General features: G+C 65.7%; 18 protein-coding genes. 7 read left to right on the top strand and 11 right to left on the bottom strand.

Annotated elements, in window-relative coordinates; all coding sequences use genetic code 11:
• Positions 1-54: 54 nt before the first annotated feature.
• From V4558_04710 to V4558_04690, 5 genes are all read right to left on the bottom strand, one after another.
• The gene (locus V4558_04710) at positions 55-1,680 is read right to left on the bottom strand and encodes a diguanylate cyclase (GenBank protein MES2304781.1); all 1,626 of its coding nucleotides are present in this window, start codon (positions 1,678-1,680) and stop codon (positions 55-57) included.
• Positions 1,677-2,363, bottom strand: a complete 687-nt coding sequence (locus V4558_04705) for a helix-turn-helix domain-containing protein (protein MES2304780.1) — start codon at positions 2,361-2,363, stop codon at positions 1,677-1,679. Before V4558_04705 ends, V4558_04710 begins: the two co-directional genes overlap by 4 nt.
• Position 2,364: 1 nt before the next feature.
• On the bottom strand, positions 2,365-3,414 hold the full coding sequence (locus V4558_04700; protein MES2304779.1) for a hypothetical protein: 1,050 nt from the start codon (positions 3,412-3,414) through the stop codon (positions 2,365-2,367).
• 317 nt (positions 3,415-3,731) lie between these two features.
• Positions 3,732-4,679: a hypothetical protein gene (locus V4558_04695; GenBank protein MES2304778.1), complete on the bottom strand. Its 948-nt coding sequence runs from the start codon at positions 4,677-4,679 to the stop codon at positions 3,732-3,734.
• Entirely contained in the window at positions 4,676-5,089 is a 414-nt protein-coding gene (locus V4558_04690) for a cytochrome c (GenBank protein ID MES2304777.1), read from the bottom strand. The genes V4558_04695 and V4558_04690 overlap by 4 nt, the downstream gene beginning before the upstream one ends.
• A gap of 102 nt (positions 5,090-5,191) precedes the next feature.
• On the opposite strand from V4558_04690, the gene V4558_04685 reads away from it, so the two are divergent.
• Both V4558_04685 and V4558_04680 read left to right on the top strand, forming a co-directional pair.
• Positions 5,192-6,271 carry an ATP-dependent 6-phosphofructokinase gene (locus tag V4558_04685; GenBank protein MES2304776.1) on the top strand — a complete coding sequence of 360 codons (1,080 nt, stop codon included), beginning with the start codon at positions 5,192-5,194 and terminating at the stop codon, positions 6,269-6,271.
• 3 nt (positions 6,272-6,274) lie between these two features.
• Positions 6,275-6,784, top strand: coding sequence for a TQO small subunit DoxD (locus V4558_04680; protein ID MES2304775.1), 510 nt, complete (start codon positions 6,275-6,277; stop codon positions 6,782-6,784).
• On the opposite strand, the gene V4558_04675 is transcribed toward V4558_04680, so the two are convergent.
• The 4 genes from V4558_04675 to V4558_04660 are packed head-to-tail and all read right to left on the bottom strand — an operon-like array spanning position 6,781 to position 9,613.
• Complete coding sequence (locus tag V4558_04675) at positions 6,781-7,347, bottom strand: aminodeoxychorismate/anthranilate synthase component II (GenBank protein MES2304774.1); 567 nt, start codon at positions 7,345-7,347, stop codon at positions 6,781-6,783. The two genes, V4558_04680 and V4558_04675, sit on opposite strands and share 4 nt — an antisense overlap.
• Positions 7,344-8,765 carry an anthranilate synthase component I family protein gene (locus tag V4558_04670; GenBank protein MES2304773.1) on the bottom strand — a complete coding sequence of 474 codons (1,422 nt, stop codon included), beginning with the start codon at positions 8,763-8,765 and terminating at the stop codon, positions 7,344-7,346. The genes V4558_04675 and V4558_04670 overlap by 4 nt, the downstream gene beginning before the upstream one ends.
• Before the next feature lie 10 nt (positions 8,766-8,775).
• A complete protein-coding gene (locus V4558_04665) occupies positions 8,776-9,096 on the bottom strand; it encodes a 4a-hydroxytetrahydrobiopterin dehydratase (protein MES2304772.1) in 321 nt (106 codons plus the stop codon).
• A gap of 25 nt (positions 9,097-9,121) precedes the next feature.
• Positions 9,122-9,613 carry a 6-pyruvoyl tetrahydropterin synthase family protein gene (locus V4558_04660; GenBank protein MES2304771.1) on the bottom strand — a complete coding sequence of 164 codons (492 nt, stop codon included), beginning with the start codon at positions 9,611-9,613 and terminating at the stop codon, positions 9,122-9,124.
• 223 nt (positions 9,614-9,836) lie between these two features.
• Here V4558_04660 and V4558_04655 point away from each other — a divergent pair, with 223 nt between their 5' ends.
• Positions 9,837-10,541, top strand: a complete 705-nt coding sequence (locus V4558_04655) for a hypothetical protein (protein MES2304770.1) — start codon at positions 9,837-9,839, stop codon at positions 10,539-10,541.
• A gap of 4 nt (positions 10,542-10,545) precedes the next feature.
• Here the strand turns inward: V4558_04655 and V4558_04650 are convergent, their stop codons facing one another.
• Positions 10,546-11,424 carry an SDR family oxidoreductase gene (locus V4558_04650; protein ID MES2304769.1) on the bottom strand — a complete coding sequence of 293 codons (879 nt, stop codon included), beginning with the start codon at positions 11,422-11,424 and terminating at the stop codon, positions 10,546-10,548.
• Between the two features lie 74 nt (positions 11,425-11,498).
• Here V4558_04650 and V4558_04645 point away from each other — a divergent pair, with 74 nt between their 5' ends.
• Complete coding sequence (locus V4558_04645) at positions 11,499-14,174, top strand: helicase-related protein (protein ID MES2304768.1); 2,676 nt, start codon at positions 11,499-11,501, stop codon at positions 14,172-14,174.
• Between the two features lie 6 nt (positions 14,175-14,180).
• Here the strand turns inward: V4558_04645 and V4558_04640 are convergent, their stop codons facing one another.
• Positions 14,181-16,166, bottom strand: a complete 1,986-nt coding sequence (locus V4558_04640) for a methyl-accepting chemotaxis protein (protein MES2304767.1) — start codon at positions 16,164-16,166, stop codon at positions 14,181-14,183.
• Between the two features lie 185 nt (positions 16,167-16,351).
• On the opposite strand from V4558_04640, the gene V4558_04635 reads away from it, so the two are divergent.
• The 3 genes from V4558_04635 to V4558_04625 all read left to right on the top strand — a co-directional run bounded on the left by V4558_04635 (position 16,352) and on the right by V4558_04625 (position 18,670).
• Positions 16,352-16,819: a helix-turn-helix domain-containing protein gene (locus tag V4558_04635; GenBank protein ID MES2304766.1), complete on the top strand. Its 468-nt coding sequence runs from the start codon at positions 16,352-16,354 to the stop codon at positions 16,817-16,819.
• Positions 16,820-16,894: 75 nt separating this feature from the next.
• A complete protein-coding gene (locus V4558_04630; protein ID MES2304765.1) occupies positions 16,895-17,422 on the top strand; it encodes a hypothetical protein in 528 nt (175 codons plus the stop codon).
• A gap of 36 nt (positions 17,423-17,458) precedes the next feature.
• On the top strand, positions 17,459-18,670 hold the full coding sequence (locus tag V4558_04625; GenBank protein ID MES2304764.1) for a 4-hydroxy-3-methylbut-2-enyl diphosphate reductase: 1,212 nt from the start codon (positions 17,459-17,461) through the stop codon (positions 18,668-18,670).
• Positions 18,671-18,854: the final 184 nt, after the last annotated feature.

Raw genomic sequence — 18,854 nt, 5'->3', positions numbered from 1 at the left:
ATCCATCATCCATCATCCATCATCCATCATCCATCATCCATCATCCATCATCCATCATCCCATCTCCACCCGATCTCTTCCGCTGCTCTTCGCCCGATACAACGCACGGTCCGCCGCGCTCGCCACTTCCACTGCGGTCTTGCCGGAGCCGGGGAAGGTCGCCACGCCGATGCTCACGCGCATCGAGACCGGTTCGTTGCTGCCGAGGGTGAGCGTGGCGTCGGCAAGCGCCTGGCGCATCTTGTCGGCGATGGTTCTGCCGTTCGCTGGTGGACAACGACGAAGGATGATCCCGAACTCCTCGCCGCCGTAGCGCCCGAGCATGTCGCTGCCACGGATCCCCTTCTTGAAGACTCGCGCCACGTGCATCAGCACCTGGTCGCCAACAAGGTGACCGTAGGTGTCGTTGATCCGCTTGAAGTGATCGAGGTCGAGCATCAGGAAGGTCAGCGGCTCGCCATGACGCCCTGCAAACGCAATCGCATGCTCGAGTTCGGCCATCAGCGTCGCGTGGTTGAGCACGCCGGTGAGCCCGTCGCGATGGACCAGCTCCCGGATCCGGCGACCGCGCTCGGTGCGCGTGAGCACCACCTGCAACAGGTGGCTTCGCTCCACCGGCTTGGCGAGGAAGTCGTCGCCGCCCGCGCGCAGCCCTTCCATTTCGTCGGCCAGCGAGTGCCGCGCCGTGAGGAAGACGATTGGTACCAGCGCGAGGCGGGCATCCTGCCGCATCAGCCGCGCAAGGGCATAGCCGTCCACGTCAGGCAGATCGACGTCGAGCAGCACGAGGTCGGGTGTCTCGATCGCCAGGGCTTCACGTGCCTGACCCGCCGTGGCGCAGATGGTGACCCGTGCGTTGAGCTGGCCGAGCCAGGTCGAGAAGAGCTGCGCCTGTGCCGGATCGTCCTCGACCACAACCACGTTGGCGGGCGGCGCGCCGATCTGGGCCAGAGCGCGAGCGTACTGCGCCAGGCCGCGCGGTAACGTGCTCGGTCCGAAGACCGCATCGACGCCGGCCGCGGCGGTACGCAACCGGTCGAAGCGCTCGGTCGGATCGGCCAGCACCACCGCGCGCGGACGTTCCGGAGTTGCGGCGGCCCAATAACGTGCCAGTGCGAGCGGGTCCTCGCCTGACTCGGTCCCGATCACGACCAGGTCCGGTCGTTCGGAAGGTGCCACGTCCCATGGATCAACATCGCCCTCGCGAATGTCGACCACGAACCCCGTCTCTTCGAGCGACCGGACGATCTCGTCACGAATCCCCGCGGCTCGCATCACCAGTAACGTGCGCCAGCCGAAGCCGGGGAGTCGACCGAGTACCATCGGCATGCCGAGGTCGACCGCGGCGGTGTCGAATGCGGCCTTGAGATCCTGAATGGCCTGCTCGATCTGGTCAGCGTCCTGCACCGTCGGCATCGGCGGCGTCAGGATCCGGTGCTCCATCGCGCGACCGACTTCGGTGACACGCGGGAAGCCGTACGAGCCGCCCGACCCGGCGAGTCGGTGGAAGCGTTGCCGCAACGACTCGAGTGCGTCAGGCTCGCCCGAACGGAACGCCGCGAGATCCTTGCGGAGTTCGGCGAGGCGCGCCGGTGCTTCACGGAGGTAGTCGCGCTGCAGCCCGAGGAAGACTTCGTCGTGCTCGTCGTTCTGGGCCGGGTCCACCGGCGGCACTCTCATCGCCCCTCCTTCAGGGCGAGCAGTGCGCGACGAGCGGCGGCGACAAATGCGGGGCCGCTCCCCCAGTGACCGGAGAACTGCTCCCCGGTGCGCGCACCGACCAGCGCCGCACGATCATCCACCACGAGTAGCACGGGGTCTCCTGGCCAGACCGGCGGCGGAATGACCGTCACCTCGATGGCGCCCATTGGCACTGGAGCGAGCGAAGAGATGTCGAGTGAGACGCCCACGCTCGCGGCGCGCCGCAACTGGGGCAGGAGTGCCAGACAACCATCTGCGGGGGCGAGGAGCTCGATATGAGTATCGGCGCGCGCGACCTCGTGGCCCATCAGCTGGATGGCGCCGCGTGGCGAGGCGAGTTCCACCAGGGTTGGCGTATCGGGTACCGCCAGCGCCGCCAGTGATTGCCCCAGTCGCTCCATCGCCTCGCCCTGCCGATCGCTCAGTCGGGCGAGGAGCGTGCTCGGTGGCTCGGGCCGGAAGCGCCGTGGCCGCCCTTCCTCGACTCGCGCGGCGCCCTTGGAGACCAGGCCTTCGAGGGCAGCATAGACATTGGCGCGCGCGAGACCTGCGGCCCGGGCGATCGTGTAGCCGGTGCCAGGGCCGCCGGTGAGGAGTACCTCATAGATCAGCCCTTCCGTCGGCGTGAAGCCGAACGGTGTCAGGTCGAGATGGCCGGACACGTCAGGAGTACTCGAGTCGCCAGCCGAGGCGCTTCGCGATTTTAGCCAACCGGAAGGTGATGTCGGCCTGCCGCGCGGTGAGTCCGCCATCGTCCGGCGTCAGGGGCCAGCAGTGGTAGGTGACCGGCGAACTCGCCTTCGGCTGCGAGCGAAGATTCTTCGGGTGCCAGACGCCATCGGCGTCGACATCCTCAAGCAAGCGCTGCAACGCGATCACCGAGTTGGGTGCCGCGAGCAACTGATTCTGCCCCAGGCCGGCGAGCAGTTCGATGTAGTGCAACGCGAGCGGGACGTCCTTGAGCAGACCCTTCGAGTCGAGTTCGATCGGGTCACCGAGCAGCACGTGCGTCGGCTTCATGGTGCGATTGCCGATCGGGATCATGTACGACTTGTCTGGTACCGGCGCTGCGAGATACTGCCCCAGGCGTTCGAGGAAGCCACCACGTTCGCGCTGGAGTGCCGGCATCGACGACAACATCGCCAGCGACCACCAGCTTGGCGGCGAAGCCTCAGGGTGCAGCTGGAAGCCACCGCTGCGCTTGATGAACGGATCTTCAACCAGCGGCGAGCGGAGGAATGCCGACACCGCATTCACGACCTTGTGTGCCGCTCCGCGCAGGCGCGGATCCTCTTCGCGTCCCGCCTCGGCGAGCGCCGCCGCGGCACCGTCGCGGATCAGGTTGCGGTACCACACCTCGGTGCGCGGATCTTCCTCGACCGCATCGTCGAACTCGCCGAGGAGCAGCGGGTCATCGTCGCGGGAGAAGACCCGGAAGAGCACTCGCTCCGCGAGACGGAATGGCCGCGTGGTGTTGGGTACCCCGAGTTGAACGAGGCGACGGTACTGCGCCACGGTGCCGACTTCTTCGATTTCGCGATTGGGGTTCGGTTCGAAGGCGAGGAAGTTTTCGCCCCAGAGACCGGTCTCCTGCTGTCGGGTGGTAACCGCCGAGACCTGAGGCGATTGCACCAGCGCTGCCATCGCCTCGCTGAGGGAGGCCGGGTCGGCGCCGCCCGCAGGGGTGAGCTCCGACAGGGTGCGATATCGCAATGACGGGCCGCCGTGTTCAAGCAGCCAGGTCAGGGGAATCCGATGGGTGGTAGGGAGGTCCAGGGTGCGACTCCTCGCGTGACGCGGGATCGGGCAGGCCTGCTAACCGACCGGGAAATATAGCACTTAGGAGGTGCTGCGACCAGTCGCATCGGTGGGATCGTTGTGCGGGATACTACGAAGGGGAGTTCTGCCGTCGTACTAGTTGTAGTAGTAGTTTATAAAACTATCATCTTCAGTTGCTTTATTGCACCCGTTTCCTCCTACGCTAACCCATTTGACTGGCGTCTCTTACAACTAGGAGTCGTAACTAATACTCACTGGTTCAATGGGGGGCATTCCAGTAGCAGCATCGTCCCCGTCTTGAACAGCCCGCGCTCGCTCGTGAGCAGCAGCTGGCGGTCGTTCACGAAAGTGATTCCCTCCCCCTGAGGCTCGCGACCGAGGATGTCGCACCCGGTTGGCTTTCCCATTGGAGCGAAGGTGCCATCCCCTCGAAGGGTGAATGGATAGAGGTCGCGGTAGGTTCTCACCACCACGCGCTTGCCGTCTGGGGAGAGAGCCATTCCGGTGACCTCACGGCCCATTCCGCCAGCGGCGACGATCGGCAACGAGTCGCGACGCACCGGGGTTACCGTGCGACCGCTCCCCCAGGCCGACGCCGGGATCGCGAACACCAGGATGCCGCGGGACCTCCCCTTGGTCACGAGCAGGATTTCGCCGCCACTGGTCACCGCCATCGCCTCGACATCGTGCGGCTGGTCCGGGTAGACCAGCCGGATCGATTCGACCCCCGACAACGGCTTTGCGGCAGCGCGGGAGTCCGGGGTCACCACGGGCTCCACGACCCGGTAGATGATCACATCTCGTCGGCGCTCGCTGTTGTCCCCGGTGTCCGCGATGTAGACGCAGCGGCTGGTGCCGCACGGCCCGACGGCGACCTCTTCCCAGTCGACATTCGTCGCGCCGGTCACCGCAAAATCGGCCCTGAGGGTGCCGGTGCTGTCGACGGCGTACAGATCTGGCGGATTCCCGGAGTCATCGATCGTCCAGAACAGCCCAGGATTCGCGACGCTGAGGGCAGCACCGCTTGCTTCCCCGAGTCGTGGGTCGCTGAGCTTCCCGATCAGGATGACATTCACAGGCGGAACCATCGTCCAGCTGCCCGGATCGGCGGTGGGAGGAGTTGCGCTGGAATAGATCGCGACCGCGCAGCCGAGCGTGAGCGTGATCGCCGTGACGATACTGCCCCGCCTGCCGATCACTTGACTGGTGAGCGCTTGTGAAGCTCCACCACGTACGCCGCGACCAGATCGACCTCGGCATCGGTGAGCCGCGCACCGCCGCGAGCCGGCATCGCCGTCCCGCTCTGCGACTTCTCCGACTCGATCCCGACCCGAATCATCGCGGCGATCTCGGCCTGGGTGCCATCCTTCACGTGCAGCCAGATCTTGCCGGCGGCGAGGCGAGTCGTCGGGCCGAGCACGCCCTCACCCTGCGGCCCGTGGCAGGAGAAACAGAGACCCTTTCCCTCGAAAATCCGCTTGCCCTGAGCCTGCCGGATCGCGGCCGAATCCGGCGGCGTAGGCTGACCCTGGGCTTGCGCCGTCAAACGAGTGGCGGCCAGCAGGCCCACGGTAAGCAGCGCGAGGGGAGCACGAGACGAAATCGACATACCCAAGAATAATCTCCTGCCGTTGGTCACACCCTGCGTGGACGCTATGATTCCAAATTCCCGCCACCAGCCAATCGCTTTCGATGGAGTTGTCGGCACCACGTGAAAATTGCCATATCCACCGGCGGCGGCGACGCCCCGGGCCTCAATGCCGTCATCCGCTCTGCCGTCCTGACCGCTCACGACCGGGGCTGGGAATGCGTCGGCATCCGCCGCGGGTTTCACGGTCTCTATGACGGTTCCGGCATCATCCCTCTCGGCCCCGAACAGGTGCGTGGCATCACCCACCTCGGCGGCACCATCCTCGGCACTACCAACCGCGGCAATCCGCTTCGCTGGCCCCAGCTCCAACCTGACGGTCGGGTCGTCGAAGTCGACCGTTGCGACGAGCTGATGGCGGCCTTCGACCGTGAAGGAATCGACGCCCTGATTTCCATCGGCGGCGACGGCTCCCTCGGGATCGCGGCCGAACTCTGGCGCCGCGGGCTCAAGGTCGTTGGCGTCCCGAAGACGATCGACAACGACGTTCCTGGCACGGATTGCACCTTCGGGTTCGATACCGCCGTCACGACGGCCACCGATGCCCTCGACAAGCTCCACACCACGGCCGAAGCCCACGATCGGGTGATGGTGGTCGAGCTGATGGGGCGCCACGCGGGCTGGATCACGCTGCACAGCGGGCTCTCCGCCACCGCCGACGTGATCCTGATCCCCGAGATTCCGTTCGATATCGAGATCGTGTGCGAGAAGATCCGCGCGCGCGAACGCGCCGGACGGCACTTCTCCGTCGTGGTCGTCTCCGAAGGCGCGACGCCGGTCGGTGGCACCGTCACCCTGCGCGAGAAGGGCACTGCCGGGACCAGTGATCGGCTCGGCGGCATCGCGGAGCTGGTGGCCCACGGGATCGCGCTTCGTACCGGCAAGGAGACCCGATCACTTGTGCTCGGCCATCTCCAGCGCGGCGGTTCGCCGACCACCTTCGATCGCTTGCTGGCACTTCGCTTCGGTTCAGCAGCGATCCGGGCGATCGCCGACGGCGACTTCGGGACCATGGTCGCCTTCCAGCCGCCCAATGTGGTCCGCATCCCGATGGACCAGGTCGTCGGTCGCACCAAGACCGTCCCGCTCGATTCCGGCATCATCCTCACTGCGCGCCATCTCGGTATCTCCTTCGGAGATTGAGCCATGACCCGTACCTACACCTTGCCGGCCGCCCGTGCTTTGGCCTTCCTCCGGATTGCCACCGGTGCCGGACTCCTGCTGGCCGCCTGGGGCAAGCTGACGATGTACAAGGTCGGCGGCGCGGTGCCGCTGCCGGTGGTCGCGCTGCACTGGCAGCTCGAGCTCCCCGAGCGTCTCGCGCTCTGGCTCGCCTCCCACCCCACCGGCCTCTGGGCGGCGGTGGTGCGCGACCTGCTGCTGCCACACGGCGCGCTGGTGGCTGGTCTGATTGCGTGGGCGCAGGTCATTGCAGGAGTGATGCTGCTGATCGGATTGCGCACCCGTCTGGCCGCGACGCTCGCGGTTATCGTCTCGATCGCGTTGGCTCTCGCCGCCGGGTGGCGTGATGCCGGGGACGTGCGTCCCTACCTGATGCAGATCATGCTCTGCATTGCCCTGCTGATCGGTGGTGCGGGGGATACGCTTGGCCTCGATGGCTGGCGCCGCGAACGCCGGCGCGACCGCGACCTCTAGCGCCCGAGAAAATTTCCGATCATCGCCATCCCGTGTTCGGTGAGCACCGACTCGGGATGGAACTGCACACCCTCGACCGGCAGAGTCCGGTGTCGAACCCCCATCACCACGCCATCGTCTGCTGCGACTGCGCTCACAGCGAGCCCGTCCGGCACCGTCTCCTGCACCACTGCGAGCGAGTGATAGCGAGTCGCCTGCAAAGGCGAGGGCAAGCCGTGGAAGACTCCCTCGCCGTCGTGGCTGACCGGCGAAGTCATTCCGTGGCGAGGCCGTGGCGCACGCATTACCGTGGCGCCGTAGGCCGCGGCGATGATCTGATGGCCCAGGCAGACGCCGAGTATCGGCAGCTTGGGTCCGAAGTTGCCGACGATCTTCTGCGACAACGGGAAACGATCAGGAGCGCCGGGCCCTGGTGAGAGAATGATTGCGGTGGGTGCCAGCGCGATCACCGCTGGCATGGTCAGGCCGTGCACCCGCCGCACCTCCGCGATTTCTCCGAAGGCAGCGACGTATCCCGCGAGCGTGTAGACAAACGAGTCGTCGTGGTCGAGCAGCAGGATCACCCGACCTCCGCCACCGCACGCACGAGCGCACGAGCCTTGTCGAGCGTTTCGCGGTACTCCTCGTCGGGATCCGACAACGCCGTGATACCGCCGCCGGCATGGATGGCCGCGACGCCACTGGTGACCGTGATCGTTCGGATGGCCACCGACCATGCCATTCCACCGTCGCAACCGAGCCAGCCGATCGCACCGCAGTAGACCCCGCGAACCACCGGTTCCAGTTCCGCAATCACTTCGGTGGCGCGCAGCTTCGGTGCACCGGTGATCGAGCCACCCGGAAAGGTCGCCGCAATGGCATCGATGGCGTCGCGCCCCGATTGCAGGGTGCCGGTCACGATCGACACCAGGTGATGCACGGCCGCGTGGCTGTCGAGTCGGCAGAGCGCCGGCACGCGCACACTCTCCGGCGTACAGACGCGAGAGAAATCATTCCGCAGCAGATCGACGATCATCACGTTCTCGGCCCGGTCCTTCTCGCTGGCGATCAGTTCGTCAGCCAGAGCGCGGTCGCGGACGAGATCACCGTCCCGAGGGCGGGTTCCCTTGATCGGCCGTGTCTCGAGCGCACGCGACCGCGGTTCGAGGCGGAGAAAGAGCTCGGGGGACATCGAGAGAATCTGACGATCGGCCTGGGCGAGATAGGCCGCCATTGGTGCCGGGGCGAGGCTACGCATCGCACGGTAGAGCGCGATCGGTTCACCCGCGAAGGGCGCGAGGAATCGCTGGGTGAGATTGGCCTGGAACAGGTCGCCGGCACGAATCAGTTCGATGATGTCACGAACCGCTTCCCGATATTGCGCCGGAGAGAAATCTCCACTCAGTAGTGCTGGCGCATCCGCGAATGCATCGATGCGGATCTGCCCGGACGGTGCGACCACACCATTTGAAACGGCCGATGGCACCACGGGCTGGTGCGAGCCCGTCCGGATGCGGGTGAGCACTTCCTCGGCACGTTGCTGGGCCCGTTCCCGGTCGGGGTTGCCGAGGGAATCGCAGCCGCTGCTCACGAGCCACGCGTTGCCACTCTGGTGGTCCCAGGCAATCACCCAGTCGTAGAGTCCGAGCACGACATCGGACGAATGCAGATCATCACGCCGTGCTCGGGGCATCCGGTCGAAGGCCGACCCGAGCTCATAGCTGAGCCAGCCGATCCAGCCGCCCTGAAACGGGGGCAACAATGGCTCGTGCGGGAAGTCATTGCGGATCGTGGCACGCAGGTGATCGCGGGTACCCTCCCACGCGGCGGCTGGCGCCATGATTGTCGCGACTGGATCGGCAGTCAGGTAGCTGAAGCGTCCGAGGTCGGCGGTGTCGCTCGCGCCATCCAGAAAGGCGAGCGCAGGGAGAGAAGCGAAGCGCGTGAGCAGTTCGAGTGGCTTGGGCACCGGCGAGAGCGGCACCACCACGGAGGAGCCCACCCGGCTCAGCTCAACGCGTGATCCAGCCAATCGGCTGGTCGTGCACCAGGCGTTCGATTCGCGTGGCGAGCGCCAGGTCGCGGTCGGTAACACCACCGGCATCGTGACTCTGCAGCCGGATTTCGACGCGACCCCAGTGCACACCAAGATCGGGGTGGTGGGCGGCCGCTTCGGCGAGGAAGGCAATCGCATTCACCAGCAGCATCGTCGACCGCCAGCCGTCCGTTGGAAAGTTCCGCAGCAGCCAGCCGTCGGCGTGACTCCAGCCCGGGAGCAGTGCCAGGCGCGCGGCGATGATTTCGGGGTCGAGTGGGGCGGGGGTACTGGTCATGGGAGCCTCAGGCGTTGCGGCAGGGTCAGGCGAGAGACTCGCTGTAGGTCGCGGTCTGGCCGAACGATTCCTCGATTTCGATCTGCAGGAAGGTGAGCTTGGCACCCTCGGCGGCAAGATCATTCCGGACATTGATGGCGAGCCATTCGGCGATCATTTCTGCCGTGGTGTTCGCGATCGGCATCATGGCGCAGTCCTTGGTGGGAAACTGGTAGGTCTGCAGCCCGAAATACTCGACGAAGGTCATCGTCCCTTCCGTCCGATACGCCAACTTCGGGTTGTTGGTCGGCAGCAGCACGCGATGGTCGATCGTGTCAACATATCGGCGCACGATGCGCTTGAGGATCGCGAAGTCCACCACGAAGAGGCACTCATCGTCGATTGGCCCTTCGACGCTCACACCGACACGGTAGTTGTGACCGTGCAATGACTCGCAGGTATGTCCGCGGAAGGTGATGAAGTGGGCCGAGGAGAAGACCAGGTAGTCCTTGCTGACCGTGACACGAAACGTTCCCACCGACCGCCCCTGCTGAAGTCATTCCCGGAGTCTCACCAACGCACAACGAAACGAACATACCACGCCCGAGCGCCCGCTGCCGAGGTCACGTGTCCCGTATTCAGGACATTCCGGGTCGCGTTTCCATCTGGTAACTGATTGCCGTACAAGGGGTTGGCCTTTGGCACACTGCTGGCAACGTGAGGCGCCCGTTCAGGCACTACACCATTTCCAGGAGGAATCAATGCGCTCCCCGATGTTCGCCACCGTGCCGCTTGCCCTCATCCTCGCCGTCGCACCGGCCCAGGGGCAGGTCTCGGTCGGCATCCACATAGACATTCCGATCATCGGCCACAGCAATGGCGGTGACTACCGCCGCGGTCCGGTCCGCGAGGTCCGTGTCTACGAGTATCCGCCGGTGCCCTACGGCCAGTGGAAGAAGCACTACCGCGACTGGAACAGGGTAACGCTCTACGTGCTCGACGACCGGTACTACGACTATCCCGTGCGTGGTGGCCGCGTGGTGTATGTCTACCGCGACAACGATCGGTACTTCTGGGGGCCTGGCGACGGTGACTGGGATCGCTGGGATCGGTGGGATGGCGGCCGGAACGATCGCGATGATCGCTACCGGTACGACCAGAATGACCGGAACCGCAATGGCCGCGATGATCGCTACGAGTATCGCGCCCGCCCCGTCCCGGTGTACGGCCACGATCGCGGTCGCGACGGACGGAATGACGGGCGGTATGACGGGCGGGATCAGGATCATCGCGGCGACGTTCGCGTCGCACCGCAGTCACGCGACCAGAATGGTCGCGGCGAACAGGACCGGCGCCCCGAAGCGGCCCGGAACGATGATCACGGCCGCGGCAACGACAAGGGCGACAAGGGCCGCGGCAACAACGGCAACGGGAACGGCAATGGCCGGGGCCGCCGCGGCAACTGAAGCGCTAGTGAGCGATATGCTCGCCGGTGATTGACACCGGCGGCAGCTCACCGGTGAGGCGAAGAGAAAGGTTCCAGAGACGAGCCCCGAGGACCGAGTCGTGTGAAATCAGCGACGAGGTCGCGGGGCGACTCTTGATGAAGTACCGACCAGTGACACCTTCGACATCGGGCGACGACGCGAGATAGGTAGGCGTCGTCGCACCTTCCGCCGGCGAAACGGTGAAACGCTTCACCATCGGCCAGACCCAGTGCAGCCACCACCGCTTGAACCCGCTCTCCAGCAGTTGCGTCTCCACGACACCGGGGTGACAGCAGTTGACCGTGACGCCGGTTCCTTCGAGCCGGTGCGCGAGGTCGTAGCTGTACATTACGTTGGCGAGCTTGGAGCGACCATAGGCCGTGAGGCCGTTGTACCCCTTGTTGCTCTCCCAGTCCTCGGGGTCGGTGACGCGCTGGTGAGACTCCGACGCGACCATGATTACCCGCGACGGAGCGCTGGCCTTGAGCAGGTCGCTGAGCTCGTTGGTAAGGATGAACGAAGCGAGATGGTTGACCGCAAACGTCGATTCGTGGTCGTCGACCGTGACCACGCGATTGAGGAAGAACGCGCCGGCATTGTTGATGAGCACATCGAGTCGCGGGAAGCGCGCCTTCACCTCCTCCGCGAGGGCCACCACTTCGGCCTGGACCGCCAGGTTGGCGACAAGGACCTCGATGTTGCTGTTCCCGGTCGAGGCGACAAGCTCTGCCCGGGCCGATTCGCCGGCCGACCGGTCGCGGCAATGGAGCAGGATGGTGGCGCCCTGCCGGGCCAGCGCCTCGGCGGTGGCCCGACCGATGCCGCGATTGGCCCCCGTGATCAGACAGATCTTTCCCTTCATCCCGCCTCCAGGACGCGTGACCTCCACATCGGGCAGAATATAGCCAAGGCCCGCCGCCTGTATAACTTGCACCAGTGAAGATCACTCGCGACCACCTGCTCCCGCCGGATCCTGAAGCCTACCGGCGCGCCGAGCACCCTCGTGGTCGGGTCATCGTCATCGCGCCGACGCGCGCCGCCTGCGAAACCATCGAGCTTGCCCTCGCGACCCACATCGACACTGTGCTCCAGCGGGAGCACGGCGAGGAACTTGCGACCTGGTCACGGGATGGCAAGGCGTTCGGCATCGTGGCGGGCACCGGCACGGGAAAGACCCTGGGTATCCGGCTCATCGCCGAGGCAATCCTTCGCGCGCCGTTAAACGTGGGCGTGGTGAATCGGGAACGCGAAGCGACGCCCGAGACCGTGCGCTGCAATATCGTCGTGGTCACGACGGGCATTGCCCGGCGCTGGCTCACGGACGACCTCGTGTCACCGCGTGATACCATCATCGTCGACGAGATCCATCAGACCTCGGCGGAGCTGGAACTCTGTCTGGCGCTCGGCAAGCGAACCGGCTGTCGTTTCATCTGGCTCTCCGCCACGGTCGATCCGACGTTCTACCGTGGCTACCTCGCCAGCGACGAAGTACTGCAGACCAGTGCTTTCGACCCGGCGCTGAAGGCGCGCGTCACCGTCATCCCGAAGCAGCCCGAGACTTTTCTTGATGACCGGATGGTGCGCCGTTTCATCAGCGAGCGTCGCGGCGTCGCGGTCTTCCTCCCGACGCGAGCCGAAGTGGAGCGACTCGGCGAGGGGCTGAGCGCCCGCTTCCCGAAACTCAGTGCGGCGTTCTATCACGGCGGCCAGCCGATCCGGGTGATTCGTCCCTTCCTCGAAGGCGACGTGAAGAAGCCCTACCTCCTCGCGATGACGGCCGCAGGACAGTCGGCGCTCAACCTCCCGGGGCTCGACACGGTCGTCATCTACGATGCCCGCTACAGCAATGTCGTCGAGGGCGGTCGGAACGTGTTGCATCGGCTCTACCTCGGCGCCAACGAGATCCTCCAGATGGCGGGGCGGGTGCACGGTCGGGTGGCCAATGGCGAGGTCAACATTCTCTCGGACCGCCAGCTCGACTTCGCCTTGCTGAAGCCGGCACCACCCGAGTTCCAGCTGGCCGGCGACGCGGAGCGTGTGGCGATTACCTGCGCGGCAATCGGCGTGGATGCTGGTGACCTCGACCTCCCGGTGCCGCTTGACAAGATCGCCTACCGCAAGGCGGTGGCGTTGCTGACCGAACGTGGCCTGATCGAGAACGGCCGACTGACGCGGTACGGTCGCGACGTGGAAGCCGTACCGGTCGATCGTCCGTGGGCGGAATTGCTGGTGCACGCCGACGCCGATCTTCTGCCGCTGGTCGCAGGGGCCAGTGGCATAGACTCGCTGCATCGGATGACGCGTGAAGAACGCGACCTGCACGGCGTGCTGGTCCCAGGCAGCGATCATCTCACGGCGTACAACCTGCTCGCCGAGGCGGTCAATTCGTGCGGACGGCTGGGGGAAGTGCATGGCCTGCCGCGACACGTCTTCGACGAGACAGCGCTGGCAGAGTGGGGAGATCGACGTGGCGTACTGGTCAAGGCGATCGAAGATGGCGCGCTCGGGATGGCATCGGCCTACCGCGCACTCGACGTCGAATTGCCGAGTACCCTGCCGCACGCCGACAAGGCGCGGCGAGCGGCGTTCATCGATCTGCTCGCCCGGATCCAGCCATTTGATTTCGTGCTCGACGAACACACTGCCGATGGCCAGGAAGCCCGAATCTCGAAGACCTCGGTGGCGGGCAGCTGGGGTGGCGTCGCCGGGCGTCTGCGCTATTTCGCCGACCGGATGGGTGTCGCACGTGCCGGCATCGAAGGCACCACCATTCCCTACGACCTGATTCGCCAGTACGCGGTACTCGGCGCGCCGCGCGTCGTGCTGACGGGCCATCGTCAGCGTCAGGGGCTCGCTGTGTCGCGCCGCTTGCATTACTTCGGCTTTGCCCTCGAGAATCAGATCGTCCATCTCGACGGCGACTTTCCCGAGGCACTGCGGGGCGAAGCCCGCGATGTGCTTGCCGAAGGCCTCATTGATGGGTCGGTAGAGCACCCATCGCGCAGTCGACTGGTCCGGGCGATGCGCACGCTCCAGGACTACTGGCGACGCTCGGGTGGCGCACTCGAGGGCGTCGATGACGTGACACTGCACCAGCTCGTGCGAGCCCAGCTCGAAGATGTCACGTCGTGGGAAGGGTTCCAGCACACCGCACTCGCCATCGACGTCGACGCCCTGCTGCCGTCCGAAGGGCGAGCGCACCTCGATGCGTTGCCGCTCTCGTGGCGCGTGCACGGTGATGTGTCACCGCTCGAATACGAAGTGCGAGACGGGCATGGCTTCGTCCGGCTGGTGCTGCGGGAAGGTCAGGCGCGTCGTATGACACCGCAGGATCTGCCGACGCTCGATCGACCGCTGGTCCTCGCGGTGCGCCGAGGCGACGAGTATCTGCAGGCCGAGAGCCTCTTTGCCTTGCACGAATTGTTGCGGCAACCACGACGCCAGCGTCCCGAAGCGGGGAAGCCGCAGCGATTTGATCAACAGCGTGGTTCGACGGATGGTGGTCGGCGAGGCGGCGGCACGAAGGGGCACGGGCCCAAGGGTGGGCGGGGACCGGGCGGCAAGGGTGGCAAGGGTGGCAAAGGCCCACGCGGCAGTGGGCGCCGCAAATAGCTGCTGCTAGCTGCGCCCGCCGAGGGTGCCGATTGGCCTGGTCCGGACGCCATGTTGCGCCGCGAGTCGATGCAATGATTCGGTGAGTCGTTCGATCGCATCACGATGCGCGACCATCGCTCGCGCGAGGGCGGTACGATCATCAAGGAAGCGCTCGAGAGTGGCGGACAGGTGCATGTCGCGCGCCGAGCGCCGTTTGGCCACCGCATTCGCTTCATCCACGGCCGGCCGCAGTGAACGCGCCGAGCCCTCGAGCTGCCCGGCAGCCTCACCCAGAATTCGTGCCGCCTCCTCGGTGGTCTCCGATTCGCGGATGGCGGCGGCCAACGCCTGCCGCACGGCCGCCACGGCGCCGCCCACGGCCTGCACATCGCTGCTCAGCCCCGAGATCCGTTCGCTGATCGCTGCCGACGTCGCCGCGGTTGTATCAGCGAGTCGTCGGATCTCCTCGGCAAGCACGCCGAAGGTCCGTCCCGCGCTGCCCGCGCGGGTGGCTTCGAGCGCCGCGTTGTTTGCGAGCAGGTTGGTACGGAACGCGATGCCGCTCACGGTGTCGTTGCTGATCGTGATTTCATCGCCATGCCGCGCGAGCTGATCGACTTCCTTGCCGAGCAGCGCCAGCGAGTCGAGGGCGCGGGCGATCTCGTCGCCAGTGCGGATGGCGTGGGTGCGCGCGTTGCCAGTCACGCCGAAAAGCGCTTCACCATGTCGGACGATGCCGGCAACGCCGTCGCCAAGCTGGCCCAGCACTTCGCGGGCGTCGACCGCGGGCGGCACCGCCATCCCGTCATCAACTGGTGGTTCCGGGAGATTCCCCGCCGCCGTGATGATGGCGTCCGCGGAGTCGGCAATCTGTCGAGCCAGCGTGGCCATCCGTTCGTCCGCGCCGAGTTCGCGTCGCCGGGCACGGAGGACTGATCCAATCGGCACGAGGAACGCGCTCAGCCATTCTCGCTCCCGACGACCGAACGCCCCCGCAAATCGTGCCTCGAGTCGCACCTCGCCGAGCGGATCGCCCGATCGCCCGATCGGTGCGACGATGGTGCGGCGATCATCGACCGTTTCTGCCTCAGTCGCGAACGAACCGCCCGCGTTCCCCGAGCGCAGCTCGCCGGCAATCACATGGAGCATGGGGGCGGCCAGTCTGACGCCAACGCCCTCCGCTTCGAACGTCGTTCGCAGTGACTCCGCGACTGCCCGGAGGCTGTCGATCATCTCCTTGTCATCGAGCAGGCGCGAGGCGAGCCGATGCGCCAGCAGGTCGCGATTGACCGGATTGATGAACGGCAGGGAGAGCACGGCGCCCAGTCCGAAAAGGGCGAGGAGTGCGAGAGCGAGGCGCGCAGGCGTCATCCCACCATCGAGGGGGAGCGCGAAGTCGGGGATGAATGGGGTCAGGGCCAGCGGCAACAAGCCGAAGGCCACCGCGAGGAGAGCCCACCCGATGGCGCGCCGCTGTGCCGCACGACGATCCGGGGTCGCGAGACCGAGGATCAGCGCCACCACGGCGACCAGGGCCCCGGCCGGCAGAAGTACGCCGGTATGGACGGTATCGTCAACGCCCGCAAGGAGTTGCGGCTCGCGAGCGGTGATGCCAAGGGTGGCAGCAACAAGCAGGGTGATGTGCAGGACGTACCAGCCGAGCGTCAGGCCGAACCAGTAGCGTTTGCGGTGGGGCCAGGCGATGGCGAAAGCGAAGTGGACCACGATCGGTGTGAGCGCGTAACGCCAGGGCCCAGTGAGCAGGAACGACTGCAGCGTCCCCTCGGCCGCTGGATGGTCGACGGGCCCGAGCGCAATCAGGGCGGCGGCGGCCGATGCCAGCGCGATAAATGGCCCAGCGGGAGCCGCCTCGGGGGTTCGAATCAGGACCAGCAGGGCGGAACCGATCGCGAGCAGGGCAAGGAGGAGCAGGACGGTGGTGCCGGACGGCGATGTCGGCACGGCACCAAGTTGGCGCCCGAAGGCCGCAGCGACGGCCCAGGAGGCCACCGCGAGGTAGATAGGCCAAGGCGAGCCCGCGTTTGTGGCGCGGGCGCCGAAAGGCGCGACTGGTTCGGAAGTTTGAGAATCGGTCATGGGTGGCCGCTGAATATGGCCGGTCGCCCCCTTTCGGGAAACGTTCCTTTACGTCACCTTCTGAAACCATACGCCAAGACTGGGCGTATCAGGAGAATATGAGCTTGCCGATGACCACCAACTCGCTTCCCTCGGTGTTCTCACCCCTGGCGAAGGCCCTCCTCGATTCATTCAATGAGGGGGTTGTAGTGTTTGATCAGGCGGGAAAGATCACCTACCTGAATTCCGCTGGTCGCAACGCCCTGACGGAGGCCGGCCTCGATCCGACCTCGGAGAAGGACGACCTGCTCCCGGAACTCGCCGGCATGGGCGGGCGTCTTTCGCCGCTTCGCGTCAGTGGGCTCGATCTCGGCGAAGCGATCTTCCTGCCGCGGCGTGAGGGTCCGACGACGCTTGCCGAACGGGAGCGCGACGCGATCGTCCGGTCGCTGGAATCGCATAGCTGGCGGCTGGCCGAGACCGCGAAGACACTGGGAATCTCTCGCACCACACTCTGGCGTCGACTCCGCGCCTACGGGCTGCATCGTGATGGCCGAACCAAGTGGGATCTGCAGTCAAACGGTTGATGATGCTTACTGTGCCGCCGTACGGCGCCGCATTCTCTCGATCGTGAAATTCCTCCTCATCGCTGGCGTCAGGCGTTGAGTCGCGGGGCCTGGCTCGTCGTGCTGGTGGTGGTTGCACTCGGTGGCGGTGCGTGGTGGTGGCTGCGAGACCACAACCGCGCGAGCGCCCCGGCCGAACCAGGAACCCTCGCCGTGACCTGGAAGGGACGGTATCGAGGCGCTACGGTCCTTCCTGCCCGCCTCAACTGGTGTCCCGTCAATCGGACCGGTGTACTCGAGGCGATATCGGGCGATACCGGCGTTGCGGTCGTGGTCTACGAGGAGAATGCGCTGACCAGGGGGCCGCACGCCGCCGTGATGCCCGGCGTCTCTTCAGTGTTGCCTCGTCCCGGTGCTTCGGTCGTGATGCGATGGCCCAGGGACAGCAGTGCGCTACTCACCTTCACATCCCAGAGCGGTCTGGTCGAGCTCCGCCCCAGTGCGAACCTGGTCACCGGGACGCTCACCATCCGTCTGCGCGCCACCTCGGGCAGCGACACGCTCACCCTCGCCGGGAGCTTCACCGACGTCCCGGTAACCGCGATGGCGGTGGGCTGCCCCTGACCGGGGGGCCAGCACGCGCCGGTTATCTTGCCTGCCATGGAATCCACGTACTTCCGGCGCGGCTTCGGCCTCAAGGGTGAAATCGAAGGGCAGCGGAATGCCGACTACCACAGCGCAGTCGTCGACGCCGTCCGCTCCCATGCCAATACCCTCCAGGTCGGTACGCTGACATTTCGGCTCGCCCAGGAATTCGGCTTCTGCTACGGCGTCGACCGTGCGGTCGACTACGCCTACGAGACCCGTGCGAAGTTTCCCGATCGCCGACTCTTCCTCGTGGGCGAAATCATTCACAACCCGCACGTCAACGCCAAGCTCGCTGCGATGGGGATCATCTTCCTGCGCGTTGGCGCCGATGGCGAATTCGACTTCTCCGGCATCACCACCGACGACGCCGTGATCATTCCGGCATTCGGGGTGACGATGCGCGACTTCACGCGGCTGCGGGCGATCGGCTGTGTCCTCGTCGACACCACCTGCGGATCCGTGCTGAATGTCTGGAAGCGGGTCGAGAGCTACGCGCGTGACGGCTTCACCGCGGTGATCCACGGGAAGCACTATCACGAGGAAACCCGCGCCACCGCGAGCCAGGTCACCAAGCATCCCGACGGGAAATACCTGGTGCTCTTCAACATGGCCGAGGCCCGCGCGGTCTGCGACTGGATCGAGGGGAAGGGCGACGCTGCCACCCTCAACGCCCGCTTCGCGGACGCGGCCTCCCCTGGTTTCGATTTCGCGACCGATGTGCAGCGGGTCGGGGTGGCGAACCAGACCACGATGCTGTCGGGCGAATCCCTCGCGATTGCGGCCGAATTCAAGGCTGCTCTCATGCGCCGCTACGGGGCCGAGGAAGTCGATGGCCACTTCCGCGCGTTCGACACCATCTGTTCGGCGACGCAGGAGCGGCAGGATGCCGTGGACGCGCTGCTCCGTGATCCGATGGATGTGATGCTTGTGGTCGGCGGCTACAACTCGTCCAATACCTGCGCCCTGGCCGCCCTGGCCGCGAGCAAAGGGGTTCGGACCTACCACATTGAAGACGCGGACGGGATCGATCCGGAAGGCGGCGTCATTCGGCACCAGCCCGTCCGGAGCAAGGTGGAAGTCACCGAAAGCGACTGGCTGGGCAGCGCCCGTCTCATTGGGATCACCGCCGGAGCTTCCACCCCGAACAACAAGATCGGCGAGACGATCGCCAGGGTCAGTGCCCTGGCTGGTGTCGACCTCGCCGCTGCACTCCCCTCCGCCTGATCGGTCTCGACTATCCCTGAATGAAGCAATGGGTATCGGCTTTTCCGGCTAGTTGCTAATAAAACAGGCAGACGCCTACTTTATAGTATGGCCAAGACGCCGATAGTTGGCTGTTTTTCTACTCCATTGGACGCCATTCTCGGTACCCGGGCGAAAATCGCCGTACTGAGGGTCCTGTGCGGTG

Source organism: Gemmatimonadota bacterium, assembly GCA_040388535.1.
Lineage (GTDB): Bacteria > Gemmatimonadota > Gemmatimonadetes > Gemmatimonadales > GWC2-71-9 > Palsa-1233.
The sequence above is the reverse complement of the archived record's forward strand: the minus strand, read 5'-3'. Positions and strand labels throughout refer to the sequence as shown.